Source organism: Gemmatimonadaceae bacterium, assembly GCA_036496605.1.
Taxonomy (GTDB): domain Bacteria; phylum Gemmatimonadota; class Gemmatimonadetes; order Gemmatimonadales; family Gemmatimonadaceae; genus AG2.
On record DASXKV010000050.1, the window covers coordinates 26,505 to 48,655 of the forward strand.

At 63.6% G+C, this 22,151-nt stretch carries 18 protein-coding genes; 12 read left to right on the forward strand and 6 right to left on the reverse strand.

Annotated features, from left to right (window positions below; translation table 11 throughout):
- The first annotated feature begins 16 nt into the window (after positions 1 to 16).
- Genes metH through VGH98_18715 form a run of 3 tightly spaced genes read left to right on the forward strand, consistent with a single transcriptional unit; the run spans position 17 to position 6,049 of the window.
- Positions 17 to 3,604 carry a methionine synthase gene (metH, locus tag VGH98_18705; protein HEY2378012.1) on the forward strand — a complete coding sequence of 1,196 codons (3,588 nt, stop codon included), beginning with the start codon at positions 17 to 19 and terminating at the stop codon, positions 3,602 to 3,604.
- On the forward strand, positions 3,601 to 5,541 hold the full coding sequence (locus tag VGH98_18710) for a bifunctional homocysteine S-methyltransferase/methylenetetrahydrofolate reductase (GenBank protein ID HEY2378013.1): 1,941 nt from the start codon (positions 3,601 to 3,603) through the stop codon (positions 5,539 to 5,541). Before metH ends, VGH98_18710 begins: the two co-directional genes overlap by 4 nt.
- Before the next feature lie 16 nt (positions 5,542 to 5,557).
- Complete coding sequence (locus VGH98_18715) at positions 5,558 to 6,049, forward strand: CbiX/SirB N-terminal domain-containing protein (protein HEY2378014.1); 492 nt, start codon at positions 5,558 to 5,560, stop codon at positions 6,047 to 6,049.
- Here the strand turns inward: VGH98_18715 and VGH98_18720 are convergent.
- Complete coding sequence (locus VGH98_18720) at positions 6,046 to 6,849, reverse strand: hypothetical protein (protein HEY2378015.1); 804 nt, start codon at positions 6,847 to 6,849, stop codon at positions 6,046 to 6,048. The two genes, VGH98_18715 and VGH98_18720, sit on opposite strands and share 4 nt — an antisense overlap.
- A 399-nt stretch (positions 6,850 to 7,248) precedes the next feature.
- On the opposite strand from VGH98_18720, the gene VGH98_18725 reads away from it, so the two are divergent.
- The 4 genes from VGH98_18725 to VGH98_18740 all read left to right on the forward strand — a co-directional run bounded on the left by VGH98_18725 (position 7,249) and on the right by VGH98_18740 (position 12,124).
- Positions 7,249 to 8,415: an acyl-CoA dehydrogenase family protein gene (locus VGH98_18725; GenBank protein HEY2378016.1), complete on the forward strand. Its 1,167-nt coding sequence runs from the start codon at positions 7,249 to 7,251 to the stop codon at positions 8,413 to 8,415.
- A gap of 100 nt (positions 8,416 to 8,515) precedes the next feature.
- A complete protein-coding gene (locus VGH98_18730) occupies positions 8,516 to 9,484 on the forward strand; it encodes a quinone oxidoreductase (protein ID HEY2378017.1) in 969 nt (322 codons plus the stop codon).
- Between the two features lie 58 nt (positions 9,485 to 9,542).
- Positions 9,543 to 11,150, forward strand: a complete 1,608-nt coding sequence (gene dacB / locus VGH98_18735) for a D-alanyl-D-alanine carboxypeptidase/D-alanyl-D-alanine-endopeptidase (GenBank protein HEY2378018.1) — start codon at positions 9,543 to 9,545, stop codon at positions 11,148 to 11,150.
- Between the two features lie 155 nt (positions 11,151 to 11,305).
- Entirely contained in the window at positions 11,306 to 12,124 is an 819-nt protein-coding gene (locus VGH98_18740) for a hypothetical protein (GenBank protein ID HEY2378019.1), read from the forward strand.
- A gap of 19 nt (positions 12,125 to 12,143) precedes the next feature.
- Here VGH98_18740 and VGH98_18745 read toward each other — a convergent pair whose 3' ends face one another.
- Positions 12,144 to 12,539, reverse strand: coding sequence for a hypothetical protein (locus VGH98_18745; protein HEY2378020.1), 396 nt, complete (start codon positions 12,537 to 12,539; stop codon positions 12,144 to 12,146).
- A gap of 180 nt (positions 12,540 to 12,719) precedes the next feature.
- On the opposite strand from VGH98_18745, the gene VGH98_18750 reads away from it, so the two are divergent.
- From VGH98_18750 to VGH98_18760, 3 genes are all read left to right on the forward strand, one after another.
- Positions 12,720 to 15,422: a hypothetical protein gene (locus tag VGH98_18750; GenBank protein HEY2378021.1), complete on the forward strand. Its 2,703-nt coding sequence runs from the start codon at positions 12,720 to 12,722 to the stop codon at positions 15,420 to 15,422.
- 9 nt (positions 15,423 to 15,431) lie between these two features.
- Positions 15,432 to 17,387, forward strand: coding sequence for an amylo-alpha-1,6-glucosidase (locus tag VGH98_18755; GenBank protein HEY2378022.1), 1,956 nt, complete (start codon positions 15,432 to 15,434; stop codon positions 17,385 to 17,387).
- A gap of 70 nt (positions 17,388 to 17,457) precedes the next feature.
- A complete protein-coding gene (locus VGH98_18760; GenBank protein ID HEY2378023.1) occupies positions 17,458 to 17,736 on the forward strand; it encodes a hypothetical protein in 279 nt (92 codons plus the stop codon).
- A gap of 11 nt (positions 17,737 to 17,747) precedes the next feature.
- Here VGH98_18760 and VGH98_18765 read toward each other — a convergent pair whose 3' ends face one another.
- On the reverse strand, positions 17,748 to 18,161 hold the full coding sequence (locus tag VGH98_18765; GenBank protein ID HEY2378024.1) for a hypothetical protein: 414 nt from the start codon (positions 18,159 to 18,161) through the stop codon (positions 17,748 to 17,750).
- Positions 18,162 to 18,529: 368 nt separating this feature from the next.
- Between VGH98_18765 and VGH98_18770 the strand changes: the two genes are divergently transcribed.
- A complete protein-coding gene (locus VGH98_18770; protein ID HEY2378025.1) occupies positions 18,530 to 19,096 on the forward strand; it encodes a hypothetical protein in 567 nt (188 codons plus the stop codon).
- The gene (locus VGH98_18775; GenBank protein HEY2378026.1) at positions 19,068 to 19,442 is read left to right on the forward strand and encodes a 30S ribosomal protein THX; all 375 of its coding nucleotides are present in this window, start codon (positions 19,068 to 19,070) and stop codon (positions 19,440 to 19,442) included. Before VGH98_18770 ends, VGH98_18775 begins: the two co-directional genes overlap by 29 nt.
- Before the next feature lie 9 nt (positions 19,443 to 19,451).
- On the opposite strand, the gene VGH98_18780 is transcribed toward VGH98_18775, so the two are convergent.
- From VGH98_18780 to VGH98_18790, 3 genes are all read right to left on the reverse strand, one after another.
- Entirely contained in the window at positions 19,452 to 19,949 is a 498-nt protein-coding gene (locus VGH98_18780) for a nuclear transport factor 2 family protein (GenBank protein HEY2378027.1), read from the reverse strand.
- A gap of 99 nt (positions 19,950 to 20,048) precedes the next feature.
- A complete protein-coding gene (locus VGH98_18785) occupies positions 20,049 to 20,882 on the reverse strand; it encodes a LytTR family DNA-binding domain-containing protein (protein ID HEY2378028.1) in 834 nt (277 codons plus the stop codon).
- Entirely contained in the window at positions 20,875 to 21,879 is a 1,005-nt protein-coding gene (locus tag VGH98_18790) for a sensor histidine kinase (GenBank protein HEY2378029.1), read from the reverse strand. Before VGH98_18790 ends, VGH98_18785 begins: the two co-directional genes overlap by 8 nt.
- Between the last annotated feature and the right edge of the window lie 272 nt (positions 21,880 to 22,151).

A 22,151-nucleotide genomic window follows, 5' to 3' on the forward strand; every position in this document is an offset into this window, starting at 1 on the left:
TTTTTCTTTCCGTCTCATGTCCGACACCAAGCTGCATCCATATCTCAAAGCATTGAGCGAGCGAGTTCTCATCTTCGACGGTGCGATGGGAACGAACATACAATTGCACCATCCGACCACGGAAGACTTTGGCGGGAGGTCGTTGGAAGGGTGCAACGATCATCTGGTCCTTACGCGGCCAGACATCATCCAGAGCATCCACGAGTCATTCTTGGAGGTCGGGTGCGACGTCGTGGAGACTTGCACCTTCCAGTCGACGCCTCACCGGTTGCGTGAGTGGGGAATCGAGCACAAGACGCGTGACCTGAATGTCGCAGCGGCGCGCATCGCGCGTGCTGCGTGCGTGAAGTTCGGCACTCCGGAGCGCCCGCGATTCGTGGCTGGCTCGATTGGCCCGACCGGGATGCTGCCATCGAGCAGTGATCCCGTGCTCTCGAACATCACCTTCGCGCAACTCGCGGACACCTACTACGCCCAAGCGAAGTATCTCGTCGAAGGTGGCGTGGACGTTCTGCTCGTCGAGACGGCGCAGGACATTCTCGAGGTCAAAGCAGCGCTCGCGGGATTCGAGCGTTTGTTCGTGGAGCTCGGCCGCCGCGTGCCGGTACAGGCGCAGGTGACGCTCGACACGAGTGGCCGGATGCTGCTGGGCACCGATATCGCCAGTGCCCTAACGACGCTCGAGTCGCTTCCAGTAGACGTGATCGGGCTGAATTGCTCCACCGGGCCGGAGCACATGCGGGAGCCGATCAGGTTCCTAACGACTCACGCGTTGCGGCCGATATCGTGCATTCCGAACGCGGGACTTCCGTTGAATACGGGGACGGGTGACGCAGTCTATCCGCTCGAACCGGGACCAATGGCAGAGATGCTCGGAGAGTTCGTCGAGAAGTTCGGCGTCCGCGTTATAGGCGGCTGTTGCGGGACTCGACCTGAACACTTGCACGCAATCGTCGAGCGGGTGCGCTCGGCAGAGGGTGGAGGACAGCGGGCATTGGGTCCGAGAGCGACGTCTTCACCCTCCGCCCACAGCCCCCTACACTCTGCCCGCGTAAGCAGCGCCATGCGCGCCACCGACCTGCGCCAGGATCCGCCGCCGCTCTTGATCGGAGAACGAGTTAACTCGCAGGGCTCGAGGAAGGTTAAGCGTTTGCTCCTGGCCGACGACTACGAGGGGATCGTCGACGTCGCGCGCGAGCAGGTGGACTCGGGAGCTCACGTGCTCGACGTTTGCGTGGCACTCACGGAGCGCGCGGACGAGGCCGAGCAGATGGCCAAGGTCGTGAAACTCCTCTCGATGAGCGTCGAGACGCCGATCATGGTCGATTCCACCGAGGCGAATGTGATCGAGGGCGCGCTCGAGCACATTCCCGGACGCGCCATTATCAACTCGATCAACATGGAGAATGGCCGTCAGCGCATCGATGCGGTGGTGCCGCTCGCCAAGAAACATGGCGCGGCACTGGTCGCACTCACCATCGACGACATCGGCATGGCGAAAACGCGCGACCGAAAGCTGGAGGTCGCGCAGAAGATCTACGACATCGTTGTCGGCGAATACGGCATGCAGGCGGAGGACCTGATTTATGACGATCTGACCTTCACGCTCGCGACGGGCGATCCCGAGATGGCGAATTCCGCAGTCGAGACGATCGAAGGAATTCGGCTGATCAAGCGGGAGCTGCCGGGGGTTTTTACTTCGTTAGGCGTCTCGAATGTGAGCTTTGGGCTGGCGCCCGAGGCACGAGCCGTCGTCAATTCGGTGTTCCTGCATCATTGCGTCGAGGCCGGGCTCGACATGGCGATCGTCAACCCCGCGCATGTGAAGCCGTACGCCGAGATCGAGGCGAGCGAGCGCGCGCTCGCGGACGATCTGATCTTCAACCGGCGTCTCGACGCGTTGCAACGGCTGATCGAGGGGCTGGGGACCATCGGCCAGGGGCTCGGGACAGCGGCGGTAGTCGAAGATCCGACTTCCGACATGTCACCGGAGCAGCGTGTGCACTATATGGTGGTGCATCGTAAGAAGGACGGAATCGAGGAGGCACTCGATGCCGCGGGCGTACGCGCGAACCCCGTGCGTGTGCTCAACGATGTTCTGTTGCCGGCGATGAAGGAAGTCGGCGACAAGTTCGGCGCTGGGGAGCTGATTCTGCCGTTCGTGCTCCAGAGTGCGGAGGTCATGAAGCGAGCGGTTAAGCATCTCGAGCAATTTCTCGAAAAAGCAGAAGGCTATACGAAGGGCAGAGTCGTACTCGCGACGGTGTATGGCGACGTTCACGACATCGGCAAGTCGCTGGTGAACACGATCCTCTCGAACAACGGCTACACCGTGTACGACCTGGGCAAGCAGGTGCCCGTGAATACGATCATCGAGAAGGCGATCGAGGTCGACGCGGATGCGATTGGGTTGTCGGCTCTGCTCGTCTCGACGTCGAAGCAGATGCCGCTTTGCGTTCAGGAGCTCGACAAGCGCGGACTCGATATCCCAGTACTGATCGGCGGCGCGGCGATCAATCGACGCTTCGGACGGCGTGCGTTGTTCGTCGACGGGGAGCGGGCGTACAGTCCAGGCGTCTTCTACTGCAAGGATGCGTTCGAGGGGCTCGAGACGATGGACGTTCTTCAAAACGACGACGCAGCGCGCCGCGCCGCGTTTGTCACGAAACTTCTCGACGACGCTCGGAACGACGTCTTCCTGCGGACGACGGTTGGCAAGGACGTCGCAGCCGGCGACCAGGGGGGAGCGCGGAGCAACGTCTCCCAGGATCACCCTGTACCGAAGGCTCCCTTCCTGGGCGTTCGGACACTTCGCCAGGGGGACATCCCACTCGACGAGGTCTTCGCGCTGCTCGATCTCGACGAGCTGTATCGGCTGCAGTGGGGAGCCCGCGGCTCCGGTGCGCAGTATGAAGCGACCGTACGGAACGAGTTCGAGCCGGTGCTGTCGCGCCTAACGGCTGAAGCGAAGAGGGAGGGATGGCTCGAGCCAGAGGCGGTGTACGGGCTTTTCCCGGCGCAGTCGCGAGGGAACGACCTCCTGATTTACGATGCCGCCTCGTATGCGCGCGACGGCGCGACGCGCGAGATCGCCCGCTTCCATTTCCCGCGTCAGGAGGGGCGTGAGCGTTTGTGCATCGCCGACTACTTTCGATCGACTGACTCGTCGGACGTGGATGTCGTCGGACTGCAGGTCGTGACGGTCGGCGACGAAGCGAGTCGCAGATTCCACGCGCTTCAAGCGGCTGGAGAATACGCCGAGGCATTTTACGTCCACGGCCTCGCCGTCGAGACGGCGGAGGCGCTCGCCGAATGGCTCCATCGGCGATTACGCCGTGAGCTGGCAATTCCTGGTGGCCGGGGCAAGCGATACTCGTGGGGTTACGGCGCCTGTCCCGATCTCGATGACCACGCGACAGTCTTCAAACTTCTCCCTGCCGCCGAGGAGCTTGGCATAGAGCTGACGAGCGCGTTTCAATTCGTTCCGGAGCAGAGCACGGCCGCCATCATCGTGCACCATCCCGAGGCGAAGTACTACGCGGTCCGCGCCGTGGCCGGCGAGGGCTCCGAGCGGCGCGAGCTCTCCACCCTCTCGAGCAAATGACCCAGCGTTCGTTGCTCGATCGATTGGTTGATCCGGAGCGCATCGTGCTCTTCGACGGCGCGATGGGGACGATGCTGTATCAAAAGGGCGTCTTCATCAATCAGTGTTACGACGAGTTGAGCGTTCGCTCACCGGATCTCGTCGCCGAGATTCATCGCCAGTATGTGAAGGCAGGCGCCGAGGTGCTGGAGACGAACAGCTTCGGGGCAAATCGCGTGAAACTTGCGCAGTACGGCCTGGAAGCGCAGGTACACGCGATCAATCGCGGCGCGGCCGCAATCGCGCGAGTCGTCGCCGACGAGGCGGGTCATCCGGTGCTCGTCGCGGGTGCAGTTGGCCCACTCGGCGTGCGCCTCGAGCCGTACGGTCCGACCAGCGAAGACGAGGCACGCTCCGTGTTCCGCGAGCAGCTCGCCGCGCTGAAGGAGGGGGGCGCCGATCTCTTCATTCTGGAAACGTTCAGCGACCTTCACGAGATCAAGGAAGCAATCCGCGCGGCGCGCGAGGTCGACCCGGCGATCCCGATCGTGGCACAGATGACGATCGGCGCCGATCATCACACGTCGTACGGCGCGACCGCCGAGGACGTCGCGCGAACGCTCGATCAGTGGGGAGCAGACGTGATCGGGCTGAACTGCTCTGTCGGTCCGCAAATCATTCTCGAGTGCATCGAACGAATGGCGCCGGTGACGCGACGGAAGCTCAGCGCGCAGCCTAACGCTGGAATGCCGCGGGATGTCGGCGGCCGCAGCATGTACATGGCAAGCCCGGAGTACATGGCGACGTATGCGCGGCATCTCATCCATGCCGGCGCCAAAGTGCTCGGCGGCTGTTGCGGGACGACGCCGGAGCACATCAAAGCGATCTGTGAGGGGATACGGCCCCTGAACCCAAGGCTGGGTGCAGAAGGTGGAGGGCAGAGGGTACAGAGCGCACAGCAGAGAGCCGAACGAACGCAGAACGCGCAACCCTCTGCCCTCCACCCTCTGCACTCTACCGCATTCGCCGACCGCTCCCGGTTCGCGTCACGCATCGCAGCACACGAGTTCGTGACCTCGGTCGAGATCGTGCCGCCGCGTGGCGTCGATGCGAGCCGAATGATCGCTGACGTCCACAAGCTGAAAGTGGCGGGCGTCGATGCGGTCAATGTACCGGACGGGCCGCGTGCGCAGAGTCGCATGGGTGCGCTCCTGACGAGCGTGCTGATCGAACAACAGGTCGGCATCGAGACAGTGACTCACTACGCCTGCCGCGACCGCAATCTTCTCGGCATGCTCAGCGACTTGTTAGGCGCCGCCGCGATCGGACTCCGCAATCTGCTCATCATCACCGGCGATCCGCCGAAGATGGGCCCGTATCCGGATGCGACGGCAGTGTTCGATATCGATTCGATCGGCCTAACGAACCTCGTGCGTAATCTCAACCGCGGCCTCGATCCGGGCGGCAACGCGATCGGCCAGCCGACACGGTTCGTGATCGGCGTCGGCGTCAATCCAGCGGCGCTCGACGCGCCGCACGAGATCCGCCGCTTCGAGTGGAAAGTCGACGCGGGGGCGGAGTTCGCGATCACCCAGCCGGTGTTTGACGCCGCGCAGCTGGAGAAGTTCCTGAGCGCCGTGTCGCACGTGCGCATCCCCGTCATCGCGGGAATCTGGCCGCTGGTCTCACTTCGGAACGCAGAGTTTCTCGCGAACGAGGTGCCGGGCGTGTCCGTGCCGGAGGGCGTGATCGCGCGGATGCGCCGAGCAAGCGAGAAATCGAAGGAGCATGCGACGATGGAGGGAATCGCGATCGCGCGCGAGATGCTCGAGCGCGTACGGGGCGTCGTTCAGGGTGTACAGGTATCGGCACCGTTCGGGAAGGTGGAGCTGGCTCTGCAGGTTTTCGATGGACTGACGGCGGCGCCTCCTTCGCCGTTCCCGGCGTACAGTCCTTAGAGTACAATTGACTGAAATGCGTGCCATTCTCCTCATCGATCACGGCTCGGTCAAAGCCGAGGCCAACCAGATGCTCGACTGCGTCGCCAACATGCTGCAGTCGATGGTTGGGCCAGACGTCATCGTGCGCGCAGCGCACATGGAGCTCGCGGAGCCGCTGATTCCACAAGGCGTCGATGCCTGCGTCGAAGCGGGTGCGACGGACTTGGTCGTATTCCCGTACATGCTGTCACCCGGAAAGCACTCAACGCGCGACATTCCCCGAATCGCTGCCGAAGCGACGCGCAAGCATCCAGGATTACGAGTGCGCGTGTCGCCCGCCTTCGGAGTCCACGCGAAGCTCGCCGAAGTGATCGCCGAGCGTGCCGGCGTCGACATCGTGTCCGAGGCTGACTGCACGCACTGTTGGAATCCCGATGGGCAGGTCGGCACGTGCGGTGACGCGTGCTGCGCGCGAGCGGCGGCTCGCGAAAGCGTCAGCGTCGAAGGGGCGAGCGCGCGATCCTAACTGCCAAGCGCGCAATGGCGGGCGCGCTCGTAGGCGACGGCCTCGCCGATGAGGCGGAAGGTTCGTTCGTCCTGCCAGGTCCACGACGCGGGCCTCGCAAAACCGGCGTATCGCCAATGGCTGCTCGCCGCCACGTCGTATGCGTCGGCGATCGTCGCCCTGCCCCACCCCTTGCTGACATTCCCCTCGAGCCGCACAGCGGCGCTATCGGACGCGTGAACGAGGCGCGCGAGGGTCCCAGCATGTGAGCGGTCGCTGAACGCCGCCGTCGTGAGCACCATCGGTACGAGCGACCAGAGATCGGGGTTGGCGCTCGCGGTGAAGCTCAGCGTGAAGGAACGGCGCGCAAGGTCGACGATGTCGGGATCGATCTGGCCCGCGCTGTCGGCGGCGAGGACGCGTGTCATCTCGCGGCGTGCGTCCTCCGGCGTTAGGCGGAGCATCATGGCGTGCGTCCCCTCGTGCAGCAGCGTGCTGCCATCGAGCGTGTCGCTGACATAGATCACGCCGCCGGTACCGTCGATGGCGAATGCGGCAATCGCTTCGCCAAGTCGATTGTCCGAATGGGTGAACCGAATCGGCTCGCTCCACTCGGTCGGCGATGCATTCTCGAGGCGGCCGAGGATGGCGGTTCCGAGCAGCGTGCTCTCGTCGAGGTTCGTCGCGATCTGGCGACAGAGCCACGCATCGCTCGGAATGACGTCGACGCGCGGCGGCGCCTGAGTGACGTACGCCAATTGTGCCGAAGCGCTCGTTGCTGCGGTGAGCAGCACGAGGGTGCCGAGTGCGAGGGGTCTCATGGGTACCGCGATTCACGCCGGCTCTTGATCCCGCGCTTGACCCGTCGGGAGGGAGGACGGGAGTCGTTCGGGCCTCCGGCGCGAGCTGGAGGGCGCGACGCAGTGACGCGCCGCACCACGACACAGGGCAACATCGAGACCGCGCGCGACGGGTACTCACACGAGGCGGTGGGCGGTGCCTAACGACTTGCCTCGCTGGAGCTTATCGGTGGATCATGCGTCTGCGCCGTCGCGCTGTGGAAGCCGCGTTTTGCGACGCATTGACGCACGTTGCGATGGCGGACAGAACGACCGGTCGACGGTGGTCGCCCAAGCGGCCCCTCGCCGCTCGTTTGGCTGCTGGATAGAGTACAGCAATCGCGGGGTGTGAACGCCCCGCTCGAAACACGAGCGATCACTATGACAATCGACACGTCGGCGCTGCGATCTCCGTTGACCATGCTTTCAGACGAGGAGACGATGTTCCGCGATGCCGTTGCCGGCTTCGCGGAAGAAGAAGTACGTCCGCGCGTGCAGCAAATGGAGCGCGACGGCAAGATCGATCCGCCACTCATCCGAAAGTTCTTCGAGATGGGCTTGATGGGCGTCGAGGTCGCGGAAGGGTTCGGCGGCTCCGATGGATCCTTGATGATGGTGGCACTCGCGGTCGAAGAGATCAGCAAGATCGATCCGGCGGCCGCCATCCTCATGGACGTACAGAACACTCTGGTGAACTATCCCATTCGCATGTACGGCAGCGACTATATCAAGTCCACCTATCTTCCGCAGCTCGCGACTGAGAAAGTTGGCGCGTATGCGCTATCGGAGCCTGCGTCGGGGTCGGATGCGTTCGGGATGCAGTCGCGCGCCGAGCAGCAGGGCGGCGACTGGATCCTCACCGGGAGAAAGCTCTGGATCACGAATGGCGCGGAAGCAGAGATCTACGTGGTCTTCGCCAACGCGAATCCTGCCGTCGGATACAAGGGAATCACGGCGTTCGTCGTCGAGCGTGGCTTTCCCGGGTTCGGCGTCGGCAAGAAGGAGGACAAGCTCGGTATTCGGGCATCGAGCACGACGGAGCTGATCCTCGACGGTGTGGCCGTGCCTAACGAAAACGTGCTCGGGCCAGTGGGACAGGGCTACAAGATCGCGATCGACACGTTGAATGGCGGTCGTGTGGGTATCGGAGCGCAGATGATCGGCGTTGCCCAGGGCGCACTGCGTGCCGCGCTCGACTACGTGAAGGAGCGCCGCCAGTTCGGCAAGGCGATCGCCGATTTCCAGGCGGTTCAATTCCAGCTTGCGCAGGCACGCGCGGAGCTCGAAGGCGCGCGGCTGCTCGTGTACAATGCAGCGCGCCTCAAGGACGCGGGGCAGGACATCGCGATGGAGGGTGCGATGGCGAAGCTCATCTCGTCGCAGGTCGCGGAACGCGTCACCTCGCTCGCGCTCGAGCTGCACGGCGGCTATGGCTACACGAAGGACTATCCGGTGGAGAAGTTCTACCGTGACGCCAAGATCGGGACGATCTACGAAGGGACGTCGAACATGCAGCTGCAGACGATAGCGAAGGGGCTGGTGCGGTGATTGGTCGTTGGTGGTTGCTGATTGGTGATTCGGATCGCTACCGAATCGGGCCCCGACGTTGTAGCTACCAATCGCAGGCGACCAACCACGAACGACGAGCATGAACTCCATCAGCGTACACAAGACCGGTGGGCCGGACGTGCTCCGCATCGAGGAGTTGCCGGATCCCGTGCCGGGACCGGGCGAGCTGGTCGTCAACATCGAGGCGATCGGCGTCAACTTCATCGAGATCTATCAGCGCGAAGGGTTGTACACGATGCAGCGGCCCTTCACGCCCGGCAGCGAAGCAGCGGGCACGGTTCGCGCGTTAGGCAGCGGCGTCACCGACTTTCGGGTCGGCGATCGCGTGGTGTCCCAGGCGATGCGTGGCTCATACTCCTCGCGTGCGTTGGTCGCCGCGGATCGCGTCGTGAAGATCCCCGATGGCGTGAGTACCAAGGTGGCGGCGGCCGTCTTTCTCCAAGGGCTCACGGCGCATTATCTCACGTCGTCGACGTTTCCCCTCAAGCACGGCGATAGTTGTCTGGTGCACGCAGCAGCCGGCGGCGTCGGTCTCCTGCTCTGTCAGATCGCGAAGAAGCGGGGCGCCTTTGTGATCGGAACGGCGTCGACGCAGGAAAAGCTCGACCTGGCCCGAGAGGCTGGCGCGGATGAAACGATCAACTACTCGACGCGGGACTTCGTCACGGAAGTGAAACGCGTCACCGGCGACGCGGGCGTCGCGGTCGTCTACGATTCCGTGGGCCGTACGACGTTCGAGGGCTCGCTCAACGCGTTGCGGCGCCGCGGCATGATGGCGCTCTTCGGTCAGTCGAGCGGAACCGTGCCCGCTTTCGATCCACAAATACTCAACCGCAAGGGTTCCCTCTTTCTCACACGGCCGACGCTGAACGATTACGTCGCGACGCGCGACGAGCTCGTGCAACGGTCGAACGAGCTGCTGGGCTGGGTGAAGGATGGCTCGCTCAGGGTTCGCATCGGTGCGGAGTTTCCCCTCGTCCGCGCCGCGGACGCGCATCGCGCACTCTCGAGCAGGAAGACGACGGGCAAGATCGTGCTGGTCCCGTAGCAAACGCGTTGAAGAGCGAATCGAGAACGTACTCACACAATCGACTACGACCACAATCATGTCACAGATAGCGCGACCAGGATCGGTCCCACTGGTTCTCCTCTGCGTGTTCGCCGCGACCGCTCGCGGGCAACGCACATCTCCAGTCAAGCAGAGTGCCGACTCGACCGGCGTGCTTGCGTCGCGCATCCAGCAGGTGATGGATCGGCCAGAGTTCAAGCACGCGATGTTCGGCATCGCGCTGTATTCCCTTGGTGACGGGCGCATGATGTGGTCGCAGAACGCGGACAAGCTCTTCGTCTCCGCATCGACCACGAAGCTCCTCACCGAGGGAACGGCGCTTCAGCTCCTCGGCGCCGACCATCGTTTTCACACGCGCGTGTATCGAGCGGGACGAATGAACGGCAGCACAGTGGAGGGCGATCTCGTGCTCGTCGGCAGCGGCGACCCGAATCTCTCGGGGCGCATCCAACCCGGCGATCAGCTCGCGTTCGAGAACGTCGATCACGCGTACGACGCGAGCCCCGATACGCGCGCCGTACCGGGTGATCCGCTGGCAGTCATACGTGAGCTCGCGTCGCAGGTCGCGGCAAAGGGAATCAGGCGCGTGAGCGGCCGGGTGCTCGTCGACGTGTCGCTTTTCAAGGAGGGCGAGCGCGAGCTGGGTACGGGCGTGGTGATTTCGCCGATCGTCGTCAACGATAATCTGGTGGACCTAACGATTGGCGCCGGTCCACAAGGCGGCGCGCCGACCACGGTTCAGGTGAGTCCGGCGACGCCGTACGTAAAATTTGTCAACAAGTCGACGACCGGGCCTGCTGGCGCCCGACCAACGATCAGCTGGTCGTCCGACGTGACAGATCCTGATGGCGCACACACCGTCACGATCTCCGGCACCTTCCCCGCTGATAAGGCTCCGATCCTCTTCAGCTACGCGGTGCCGGAGCCAAGCCGCTTCGCGGAGGTCGCGTTCGCCGATGCGTTACGGTCGCAGGGTATCACCGTGAATCTCGCGTCTGCAGCGGCGCAGCGTGAGTACCGCGGCACGCCCGCGGCCTACACGGCGGAGAATCTCGTCGCCGAGCATGTGTCTCCTCCGCTCAGCGAGGATGTGAAGGTCACGCTCAAGGTGAGCCAGAATCTCCACGCGAGCATGACGCCCTTCATCGTCAAATCGGTTCTTGCGCGCGGCGACAGCACGAAGACCGGATTCGACCTGGAGCACGACTTCCTTCAACGTGCAGGCCTGGATCTTGGCGGCGCGCAACAGACGGATGGCGCCGGTGGGGATGCACGATTCTCACCGAGCTTCATGGTGCACTACCTGGAGTACATGTCGAAGCAGCCGAACTTCGAGGCCTTTCTGCGCGCGCTGCCAGTGTTGGGCAAGGACGGCACGTTGTGGAACATCCAGACAACGTCTCCCGCCGCAGGGCACGTCTTCGCGAAGACCGGGACACTGGGCGGTTACGATGCGCTCAATCGACGCATGCTGCTGTCGGCGAAAGGACTCGCGGGTTACCTGACGACGCCGAGCGGGAAACGATACGCGATCGCGTTGTATGTGAACAACGTGTCGGTGGGCCTGGATCCAGAGGACGTGACGCGCGTCGCCGGCCAAGCGTTAGGCGATATTGCGACTATCGCGTACCAGAGTTTACCGTGAGGACGGCGCGCTGCGCACGCGCCCCCGCGGCTGTTGGCAAATGCGGCGTGGATGCGTGACTCGCAACGCGTTTACGAGGCATAGGTGAGGATCGTCTCTGGAGTGCGAACGCGGCGCATTCTGCGCCGCGCATTCCCCTCACCGTCGTGGGTCGTATGCTGTCACGAAGAGTCTGCATGCTCGTGCTGGTCGTCGCGCCTGGAGTGGTTCTGGCCCAAGCGCCGACACAAAGTGAGCTCGATGCCATCAGCGCGCGCGGGCGCGCGTTAGCAGGATATCAACGCGCGTCGTGGACGGCGAGCATGCAACTGCTCGCGAAGAATACAGACCCGTGGAAGGTCCAACGATACGTCGCATATCACGCAGATAGCGGCTGGGTTGTCGCATTCGGCCGATTGAACGCGAGCCGCGACACGTTCTACGTGAGCCACATCGGCATTCCCGCCGCAGTGAACGGCACGCGCGTGGACTCGCTGTTCGAGTTCGAGACTTTCGCCGAGCCCGGACCGGACACCGATTTTCTCGTGCGCGCGGCGAAGGCGATGGACAACGCGGTGCTGGCGCTCGGCGCGACCGCTCGGCCCTACAGCGCGGCGGCGATTCCGGCCGACAATGATGATTGGTTCGTCTATCTCACGCCGGCTGCCGACGCGGCAAACGTGTGGCCACACGGCGACGATGTCCGTTATCGCGTCTCGGCGGATGGCGAGCGCATCCTCGAGACGAGGCGGATGCACAAGGGTCTGATCGAGGAAGCAGTCACTGCGCGCAGCGATGAAGCACGACTGGCAGTCGGACGTTATCGCACCGCATTGCGCGATGAGCCCGAGGACTCGGATGTATTCCATGTGCTCGTGCGACATCCGCGGGCGCCTCAGGTCGTCGTCACGCGGCACTTCCAGTATCTGATTGGCGTCGACGGCTCGATCAGGCTCGCACAGGGCAAGGAGACCGTCGTCGGGGTGAATCGTTAGGCGTCGACAGCTGGGCCGGTCAGACCTCGCCCCAGCTAAAGCCGACGCCACCGAACTCACCCGTGGCCCAGAACTCCTCGACGGCGCGTAGCGCGACGTCGAGCGGATGGATCCAGTTGCGCGGGTAGAGGCCCTCTTGACCGCCAACGCGGAGCGGCTGCTTCGGCAACTGCGGCCGCGAGGGATCGATTAGCGTTGGAAAGCGATCGCCGGGCAACACGCCGGTGAGGAGGTAGCGCCCGGCGCCTCCCCCGACGCACAAGTACGGGTGAGAGCTGCCAGGCTTCGGATAGAGGTACAGGTCGTTGTGAGCAGCGCCGTCCAATGCCCGCACGGCCGCCAGAACGGTTTTGAGCGGCGGCCGCGGAATGATCTGTTCGGCGCGACCTGTCCCCTTCCATTCGAAAACTCTCAACTCGGCAAGAGGCATAAGCGTAGACCATGAGCGCAGCGCATTGAGGCGCAATCGTTCACCAACAATCAGCCGCAGTGCCGTTCCGTGCTGTTACGGGCGTCACGCTCCGCGCGTAACGCCCAGCGCTCGGCGCCGGGCACGTCTACCCAAAAGCGCACCGACGCAGTATCGATACGAGCCATGCCGATCGCCGAATCGATACGTCTAAAAGAAGACGCCACTCGGGAACTGAATTGGAAGCGGTGGGGACCATACCTCTCCGAGCGCCAGTGGGGAACGGTGCGCGAAGACTACTCGGCCACCGGCGAGGTCTGGGATGCCTTCACCCACGACATGGCGCGCAGTCGCGTCTATCGCTGGGGAGAAGATGGACTCCTCGGCATCACCGACCGGGAGTGCAGACTCTGCTTCGCCATCGCTCTCTGGAACGGTCGTGATCCGATTCTCAAGGAGCGGCTGTTCGGTCTCACCGGACACGAGGGCAATCACAGCGAGGACGTGAAGGAATGCTATTACTACCTCGATAGCGCTCCGACGCACTCCTACATGAAGGCCTTGTACAAGTACCCGCAGATCGAGTTTCCCTACGAGGATCTCGTGGCGGAGAATCGCCGGCGCACGCGTCTCGATCCGGAATACGAGCTCGTCGACACGAACGTCTTCGATGAGGATCGCTATTTCGACGTCTTTGCCGAGTATGCGAAGGGCTCACCGAATGACATTCTGATTCGAATCACGGCGACGAATCACGGTCCCGCCGAGGCGCCGCTCGCGGTCCTCCCCACGCTCTGGTTCCGGAATTACTGGTCGTGGGGCCGAAGCGATGAGCCGGCCCCGCGGATCTTCGCCGAGGGCTCGCGAACGCTGGTCGCCGAGCACCCGAGCCTTGGCGTGTTCCGACTGCAGACAGCACGCAATGGCTTCGACCTGAACCGCGCGCCGCCGGAAACGATCTTCACCGACAACGACACGAATCGAAAACGGCTGTGGGACGTCGACAACCACACACCGTACGTGAAGGACGCGTTTCATCGCTACGTCGTGAATCGCGACGTCGATGCGGTGAACCCACGTCGCGTCGGCACCAAGGCTGCGTTTCTCTACAAGTGGCTCGTCCCGGCAGGTGGCAGCGTGCGGATCGAGCTGCGGCTGTCGTCGGACGAAGAGGCTCCCGCAGACTCATTTGGCGAGGAGTTCGACGCGACGTTCGAGCTCCGCGAACGCGAAACCGACGAGTTCTATCGCGGGCTCACGGCGGGCGCGTCGACAGAGGAGGCGCGCGTCGCGCGACAAGCGTACGCCGGGCTCCTGTGGACCAAACAGTACTACAACTACGTCGTTCGCGAGTGGCTCGAGGGAGATCCCGCATCGCCGCCGCCACCGGCCGTGCGCTGGCAGGGACGCAACGCCGATTGGCAGCACATCTACAATCGGGACATCATCTCGATGCCGGATAAGTGGGAATATCCCTGGTATGCGGCGTGGGACCTGGCGTTCCAGATGATCCCGTTTGCCCGTCTCGATCATCACTTCGCGAAGGAGCAACTGATCCTGCTGTTACGCGAGTGGTACATGCACGCGAACGGGCAACTGCCGGCGTACGAATTCGCATTCTCCGACGTGAATCCGCCGGTGCATGCGTGGAGCGCCTGGCGTGTCTACAAGATGACCGGCCCGAAGGGAGCACGCGACCACACGTTCCTCGAGCGTGTTTTTCACAAGTTGCTCATCAACTTCTCGTGGTGGGTCAACCGCAAGGACCCCGACGGAAACCATCTCTTCAGCGGCGGATTTCTCGGGCTCGACAACATCGGCGTCTTCGACCGCAACAAGCCGCTGCCTAACGGGCAGTATCTCGAGCAGGCGGACGGTACGGCGTGGATGGCGTTCTACTGCTCGATCATGCTGTCGATCACTCTCGAGCTGGCGATGATCGACCGATCGTACGAGGACATGGCGACCACGTTTTTCGAGCATTTCGTGTCGATCGCCGACGCCATGAACTCGCTGGGAGGGACCGGCCTCTGGGACGAGGAGGACGGCTTCTACTACGATCAGCTGTGCGTCGACGGGCAGAAGACGCCGATGCGCATTCGCTCGATCGTTGGACTGGTACCGCTGTTCGCGTGCGAGTGCATCGACCAGGAGACGATCGACCGCCTGCCCGGCTTCAAGAAGCGCATGCAGTGGTTTCTCAACAATCGCCACGACCTCGCCGCGCATATCTCGTACATGCGGGAGCGAGAAGACTCTCGACACTCGCGGCGGCTGTTGGCAATGCCGGCGCGACACCGGCTCGTACGCGTGTTGCGCTATGTGCTCGACGAGAACGAGTTTCTCTCGCCCTTCGGCATCCGGTCGCTATCGCGCGTGCACCGTGACCACCCTTTCACGCTCCGCGTCGGTGACGACGAGTACACGGTGCGCTACTCGCCCGCCGAGTCCGACACGTACATCTTTGGCGGCAATTCAAATTGGCGGGGCCCGATCTGGTTCCCGATCAACTATCTCGTGATCGAGGCACTGGAGCGATATCACCATTTCTACGGCGACTCGCTGACCGTCGAATGTCCTACGGGATCGGGGCGCATGATGACCCTCGGCGCAGTGGCCCACGAGCTGGCAACGCGGCTCACGCGATTGTTCGTGCCGGACGCGCACGGCAATCGGCCGTGCCACGGCGGCGACCCTCGTTATGCGCGAAGTGCTGGCTGGCGCGACCTCGTGCTTTTTTACGAGCACTTCCATCCCGAGACGGGACGCGGACTTGGAGCGAGTCATCAGACGGGATGGACGGCACTCATCACGCGGTGCCTCGAGAAGACCGCAGGGAGGGTGAGTATATCGCGGCCGTCGGAGCAGATGGAGGCCATTGTCGACTGACTCCGCGTAATGGCTGACCGACGGGAGTGGTTGGTTGCGGATGGACTCGGCGGCTACGCGATGGGCCGCGCCGACGGTATTCGCTCGCGGCGCTACCATGCGTTCCTGATCGCTGCCGCACCGCGGGACGAGCGACGATTCGCGCTCCTGAACGACATCGAGGTCTGGATCGACACACCGACCGGCGCTATAGCGCTCAGCAGTCATCGCTATGCACCGGACGTCGTCCACCCCGATGGTGCAACACGTTTGGCAAGCTTCGATGCCGAACCATGGCCGACGTGGCGCTTCGAGCTCGATGCGGGACTCACGATCGTTCAGCAGCTCTTCGCGCCACGGACCACGGGACGCTGCGCAATGATCCTACGGTGGCGCGTCGTCGCGGGCGGAGACGCCCGCGCGGGCCTGAGGCTACGCGCACGGCCGCTCATGTCAGGCCGCGACTTTCACGCGCTGCACCACCAGAATCCGGATTTCCGATTCTCACCCGAACAACTTGGCAAGGAGAGCTTGCTCTGGCGGCCATATGCCGGCGTGCCGCCGATTCTTCTCCGCGCCAACGCCGTGTATCGGCACGAGCCGCTCTGGTTTCGCAATTTCTTATATCTGGACGAGCGCGACCGTGGTCTCGACGATGTCGAGGATCTCGCGTCGCCAGGTGAGTTGAGTTGGTCATTGAGCGGAAACGAGAGCTCGGAAGCTGTTCTCATGATGACGATCCCCGAGGAGTGGGGCGGCTATGAGACGGCAGGAAACGTGGTTGCCGAGAGCCAGGCGCTGGCGAGCAGCGAGCGAGCACGCATCGGTGCCTTTCGGACGCGTTTGCACCATTCCGCGGACGAGTACCTCGTTAGGCGCGGCGAACGCGACACGATCATTGCCGGCTATCCGTGGTTCACCGACTGGGGCCGGGACACGTTCATCGCGGTGCGCGGGCTGTGCCTCGAGACAAGCCGGCTGGAGGAGGCCGAGCGCATTCTGCTGTCATGGTGCGCAACGTTGTCCGACGGCATGATGCCGAACACCTTTCCCGCTGGCGATGCGGAAGCGCGCTACAACTCGGTCGACGCGTCGCTGTGGTTCGTGATCGCTGCGCAGGCATTCCTCGATGCCAGCGCTCGCCGCGGGCGGTGGCTCGAACCGAATGTCGCCAAACGCCTCACGGACACGTCACAGGAAATACTCGAGTCATACACCCGCGGCACGCGCTACGGCATTCACATGGATGGCGACGCGCTCCTTGCCGCGGGCGAGCCCGGTATGGCGCTCACGTGGATGGATGCCGTGGTCGATGGCACGGCGGTCACGCCGCGGATCGGCAAGCCGGTGGAGGTCCAGGCCCTCTGGGTGAATGCCCTGGTGATCGGCTCGCGCTGGAACGAGCGCTGGGGCGATCTCGCAGACGAAGCGTCGGAGAGCTTCAGAGATCGATTCTGGAATCCCAGACGCGGTTGTCTGTACGACGTGGTCGACGTTGACCATGTCGGCGGGACGGTAGACGACCGGCTTCGGCCAAATCAGATCATGGCGGTCGGCGGCCTGCGGATCGCGTTGCTGGCTGGCGAGCAGGCGCGTCAGGTAGTCGAGGTCGTGGAGAATGAGCTTTGGACACCGATGGGACTGCGCACGCTGGCGCGCGGTGAGCCGGACTACGCGACTGCTTGCGCCGGTGCCGTGACGACGCGGGATCGGGCCTATCACAACGGGCCGGCGTGGCCATGGCTCATGGGGCCGTTCGTCGACGCGTGGGTTCGGTCGCGCGCAGCGGGTGGTGGTCCGTGGGCGGCAAAGGCGGTGCGTGCGGAAGCAAAGCGCCGGTTCCTCGGCGGTCTGGCGAGGCACCTCGACGAAGCGGGTATCGGCCACGTCTCCGAACTTGCGGACGCCGATGAGCCGTGGAAGCCGAGGGGCTGTCCGTTTCAAGGGTGGTCGGTGAGCGAGTTGTTACGGCTCCTTGCGGAGTAGCTGCTCGGCACGCAGGCTGTGTGCGTGCAGAGAGTAACGAAGGTCGAGACCAGAGCCTGGGAGAGCGTGAATGGCCGAGAAGTCGAAACCGCGTGTAGCGTCCACCGCGGCAGCCAGCGCCGGCGGAGCTGCGTCGGCGCCGCCGGAAGACCGGCGCAAGCGTGTCGCCTTACGCCGACTGATCGACGAGATGCTCTTGGAGATCCGTGCCGCGGCGAGCGAGGAGAACTGGACGTCCGAGGCGCGCACGCAAGCGGAGTCGGACCTGGCGCGGATCATGGACCAGGTGCGACACGAAGCCATGCGCGCCGAGCCGAGAGTGAAGGCCAAGCGCGCGAAGCCTCGATGAGCGTCTGCTAATTAGCGGACGCTGACGTGCGACAATCCGGACTGGTTCTCGATCGTCCAGATCGCGATGCCACCGCTCGGAAACATGAACTGTTCGGATTTGAACGATTGTCCGGCGAGCGGATGCGCGACCAGATACGTGCTTCGCCCATCAGCCATGAAGCCGAGCCGCTGAATCGGGAATTCCGAACGGGTGAGCGCACCCACATCACCGAGGCGCCAGAGCTGATCACCCCGAGAGATGTACACGGTGACGCGATCCCAGCTGTTGTTCTCGATGACGACGCTGGTCGGAGACGCGTCGTACTGCTGCGCACGTGCGCCGACACCACCTGATGCGCACGCCGACATGCCGGCGGCGCCAACCAGGATCGCTGCTACGATAACATGCCTGCCCAGCTCTGCGCGCAGGCGAGCGCGTTGCACGATAGTGCTCATCATCATCCCCTCCCCCCTAACCGCCGTCCCCGCCACGCACCCTGCGCTCGTGAGACCTGCGGTTGGACCTAATGCGGAGAGTGTGCCAGCGGCGCGGCGAGCGTCGGAGAGACGTTCGCGGCCCAACTCGAATTGCCACTTTCTCAGCATTCACCGCGAGCGCAAACGGGCACCGCGACGTGGACGGACCGTTTGACGTGACCAAGCTCACAAGGAGATTCAAAGAGACATAACGTCGTCGTCGTAGGATGACTGCCCTTTCCGAGTTTGCGTAACGAGGGCCAGAGCGACTGACGGATGAGAAGAGCATTTCCTAAATGCGGTTGCGGTGCGCCAGCGAGGGCAGTCAAGCACGCATGACGGACACGACGCTCAGTGCGCCGGGAAGAAAAACAACTGATGGATACGCGCGGCTGGGGTTCACGGTCGTGCTCGCGCTGTATGCGATCCCGCTGATGCGGCATCCCGAGTCCGGCAGCTTTCTCGACAGCCTCGACCTCGCCATTCATGAGACCGGCCATTTGGTCTTTGGTCCACTTGGCGAGGTGATCGGCTTCGCGGGTGGTACACTGTTCCAGCTGATCGTGCCGGCGACGTTCCTCTGGTACTTCGCGAAGCGTGGCGATCGCCACGCGGCCACCGTGCCGCTGTGGTGGCTCGCGCAGAACCTTTGGAACATCTCCGTGTACGTGCGAGATGCGCGGACACAGGAGCTTCCCCTCGTCGGCGGCGGTGAACACGACTGGGCATACCTGCTCGGCCGATTCGGATTGCTCGCGCACGATCAAGGCATTGGCCGCGGCGTCTGGGCGCTCGGAACGATCGTGTACATTGCCGCGGTCGTGGGTGGGATGATGTTCGCGACCGCCAACAACGCGCAAAGCGAACCAACGAGTGGACAAAGAGCGCTTTCATCTCGGTGACGAGCCGGTCGTCGTTAGGCGACTCGAGCGCGACGACGAGGCACGCGCGTGCGCGCGCCTGATGTCCGACACCGAGCCGTGGCTGACGCTGGGACGCGGCGGAGCACGACGCCTGGAAGGCGCGGCTGATCGACGACGCACAGTTGCGTCGTTCCGCAAGCGCTTGTTAGCCTTCGACCGCGGCAGGCAAGCGCCGGCCGCGGGGCGACCTACACACGGAGCAGACGACATGGGCAGAGGCGACAAGCGCTCACGGAAGGGCAAGATCTATCGCGGTTCGTACGGCAAGACGCGTCCCGGCAAGGTGAAGAAGAAGGCACGAAAGGCCGCGAAGCGGAGCGCCTGACGGCTCTACTCACGGAGACTGCGGGCGGAGCTCCCAGAGCACGTTGACGATCACCCAGCGGCCATTCCACTTCGCGAGTTGCAGGTAGTCCACCCAATCGCCTGCATCGACGCGCGCAACGGCCGCGTTCTCGTAGATGTCAAGCAACCGATAATCGGTGCGGCGGTGGCTCGCGGGCGTATTCGAGCCGCCGCCCGCTTTTGTGCTGTTGACCAGTGTGAGCGCGCCCATCGTGCCGAACATGCTGTGACCGGTCTTGGGATCGGTGCGCACGATGCGTTTCGCAAGCTCCGGATGCAGCGCCCGCTGCATCCGGTCGGCATTCCCCTCGTACCAGCCCTGGATGTAATCCATGGCGGCATCGCGAATGCCGGTGCTGTCGGCCGCGGTCGCGATGTGCTCGACGGTGGCGCTCTGCTGAGTGGCAATCTGTGCACGAGCAGTGAGAGCTGACGCGGCAACGGCGACAATCGCCCAAGCAGCGCGGCGGGAAGTCCAAGTAGTCATGAATTCTCCGATGGGTAGCGGACTCCCCACGCTGCCTCCGGCGCTTCCACCTTGGCAAAATCGAAGTGACGATCTCGCCGTCCCACGGGATGACTCTGCTCAGCGCTCCAGCAGTCCTCGCAGACCCGCACTATGCGCGCGGCTGGACGTGAGCCGCGTTCCGTCGCGCATCGTAACGACATATTCGCCGTGCACGTATGGCTCGATCTGCGCTACGCGATCGATGTTCACGATCGCCGAACGGTGAATGCGCACGAACCGCCGCGCGTCCAGTCGAAGCTCGAACGCCTTCATCGTTTCGCGGTAGAGGTGGGTGCGCCCACTGGCGTGCAGTCGTACGTAGTTGCCCGCGGCGTCCGCCCATTCGATGTCGTTGGCGGGCAGGAAATACATACGGTGGCCGCTGCGAATGAGGAAACGCTCGTCACGGCGCTCTCGCGAACGGAGCAGCGTCAGCAGTTCGCATACGCCGGGATCCACGGCTCCGGGTGGACCCTTGTCTGTCCACGCCGCGCGCCGAAGCGACGCGCTCTCGAGGGCGCGATCCAGGCGAGCCCGATCGAATGGCTTGAGCAGATAGTCCAGCGCACGGACCTCGAATGCCTTGACGGCGAACTCGCCGAACGCGGTGACGAAGATGATTGCTGGAGCCGGCCCCGCCGACGCGTCGGATTCGCCCATCGCCTCGAGCGCGGCAACGACCTCGAATCCATCGAGCTCCGGCATCTTCACGTCCAGGAATACGATGTCGGGCCGCTCCCGCAGAATCATGTCGACCGCTTCGGCGCCGTCGCCTGCCTCGCCGACGATCGCCACATCGCCGCGGTTATCGAGGAAGCTACGAGTGCGCTGTCGCGCGAGCGGCTCGTCGTCCGCGATCACGACGCGCGTCGAGCGTCGTGCAGGACGCAACGCACCAAGGCCCTCAGACATTCGCGGTCACACGTGAAACTGGCCCTTCCCGCTCGGAAGCAACCTCACCGCGCAGAGGGATCGTGATCGTGACGAGAGTGCCGCCATCTTCACGAGCCCGAATCGCGAGCGATTGTGCATCTCCATATAGCTGGTGCAATCGAAGCCGCGTGTTGCCAAGCCCGACGCCCTCGTCAGGCGGGAACGACCCGTTCGCTCGATATGGGATGCCGCAGCCATCGTCGCCGACGCGGAGTTGCAGCGTGTCGCCCACGTCGTCCGCCTCGATCACGATGCAGCCCGCGCCAGAACGTCGCGCGACACCATGCTCGATCGCGTTCTCCACGAGGGGCTGCAAGATGAAATGGGGCACCACGGCCGAACGGACACGAGGCGCGACGCGTATCGAGACCGTGAGCCGATCGGCGTGTCGCGCGCGCATGATGTCGATGTAACGCTCGAGAAGCCCGAGCTCTTCGGCGAGCGGAATCTCGTGCGTTCCAGACGTTTCGAGCGATACGCGGAGTAGGTCGGCCAACTGAACGACCATGCGATCCGCCGATGCCGGATCGCTATGAATGAGGGTGGAGATGCTGTTGAGCGTATTGAAAAGAAAATGCGGGCGGAGCTGCCCCCTCAACACTTCGAGCTGCGCTTCGGAAAGGCGGCCGCGGAGCTCAGCGGCGAGCCACTCGCGTTCCTGCCATCGCCGATAGAACACAATGCCATGCGCGATCCCGATGACCGCCCAGAAGATCATCGACTCGATGATGAAATTCGAAGCGAGCGCGCGCGAGAGCGTCGTCCGCCTGTCAAGGCTGATCACGTGCCAGATCTCGACGAGTACGGCGTATTTGACCACGACGGCAACGCTGCTGCCCGCGAGCTGGACGAGGATATTCGTGCGCCAATGCCGCCGATCGACCGGAAAGCGCTCGGCCATCCAGAGAAAAAGCGGAGTGAATGCGCCGCACGTGTACCAGTCGAGCATACGCGCGCCAAACGAGCCCCAAGTCATGCGCTGGCCCACCTGCGCAAGAAAGAGGCTGGCCTGCGCGCACGACAGGAGCCCGAGCGTCGTCCAGACGCCGAAGATCGAGAGTGCGTTGAGAACGGTGCGTCGTCGAGAGGAGGAAGACGTAGGGCTTGGGCTAGAGGGTAACGAGAATGTACGCTGATTGATCGACGTTGTAGCCACGCGGCGGGACCGACACGCCTCCTTCGGGGATCACTCGACCTTCTAGCAGGATAAGAACGGGGTATGGTTATCGTTCATTGCGTTCCGATCGA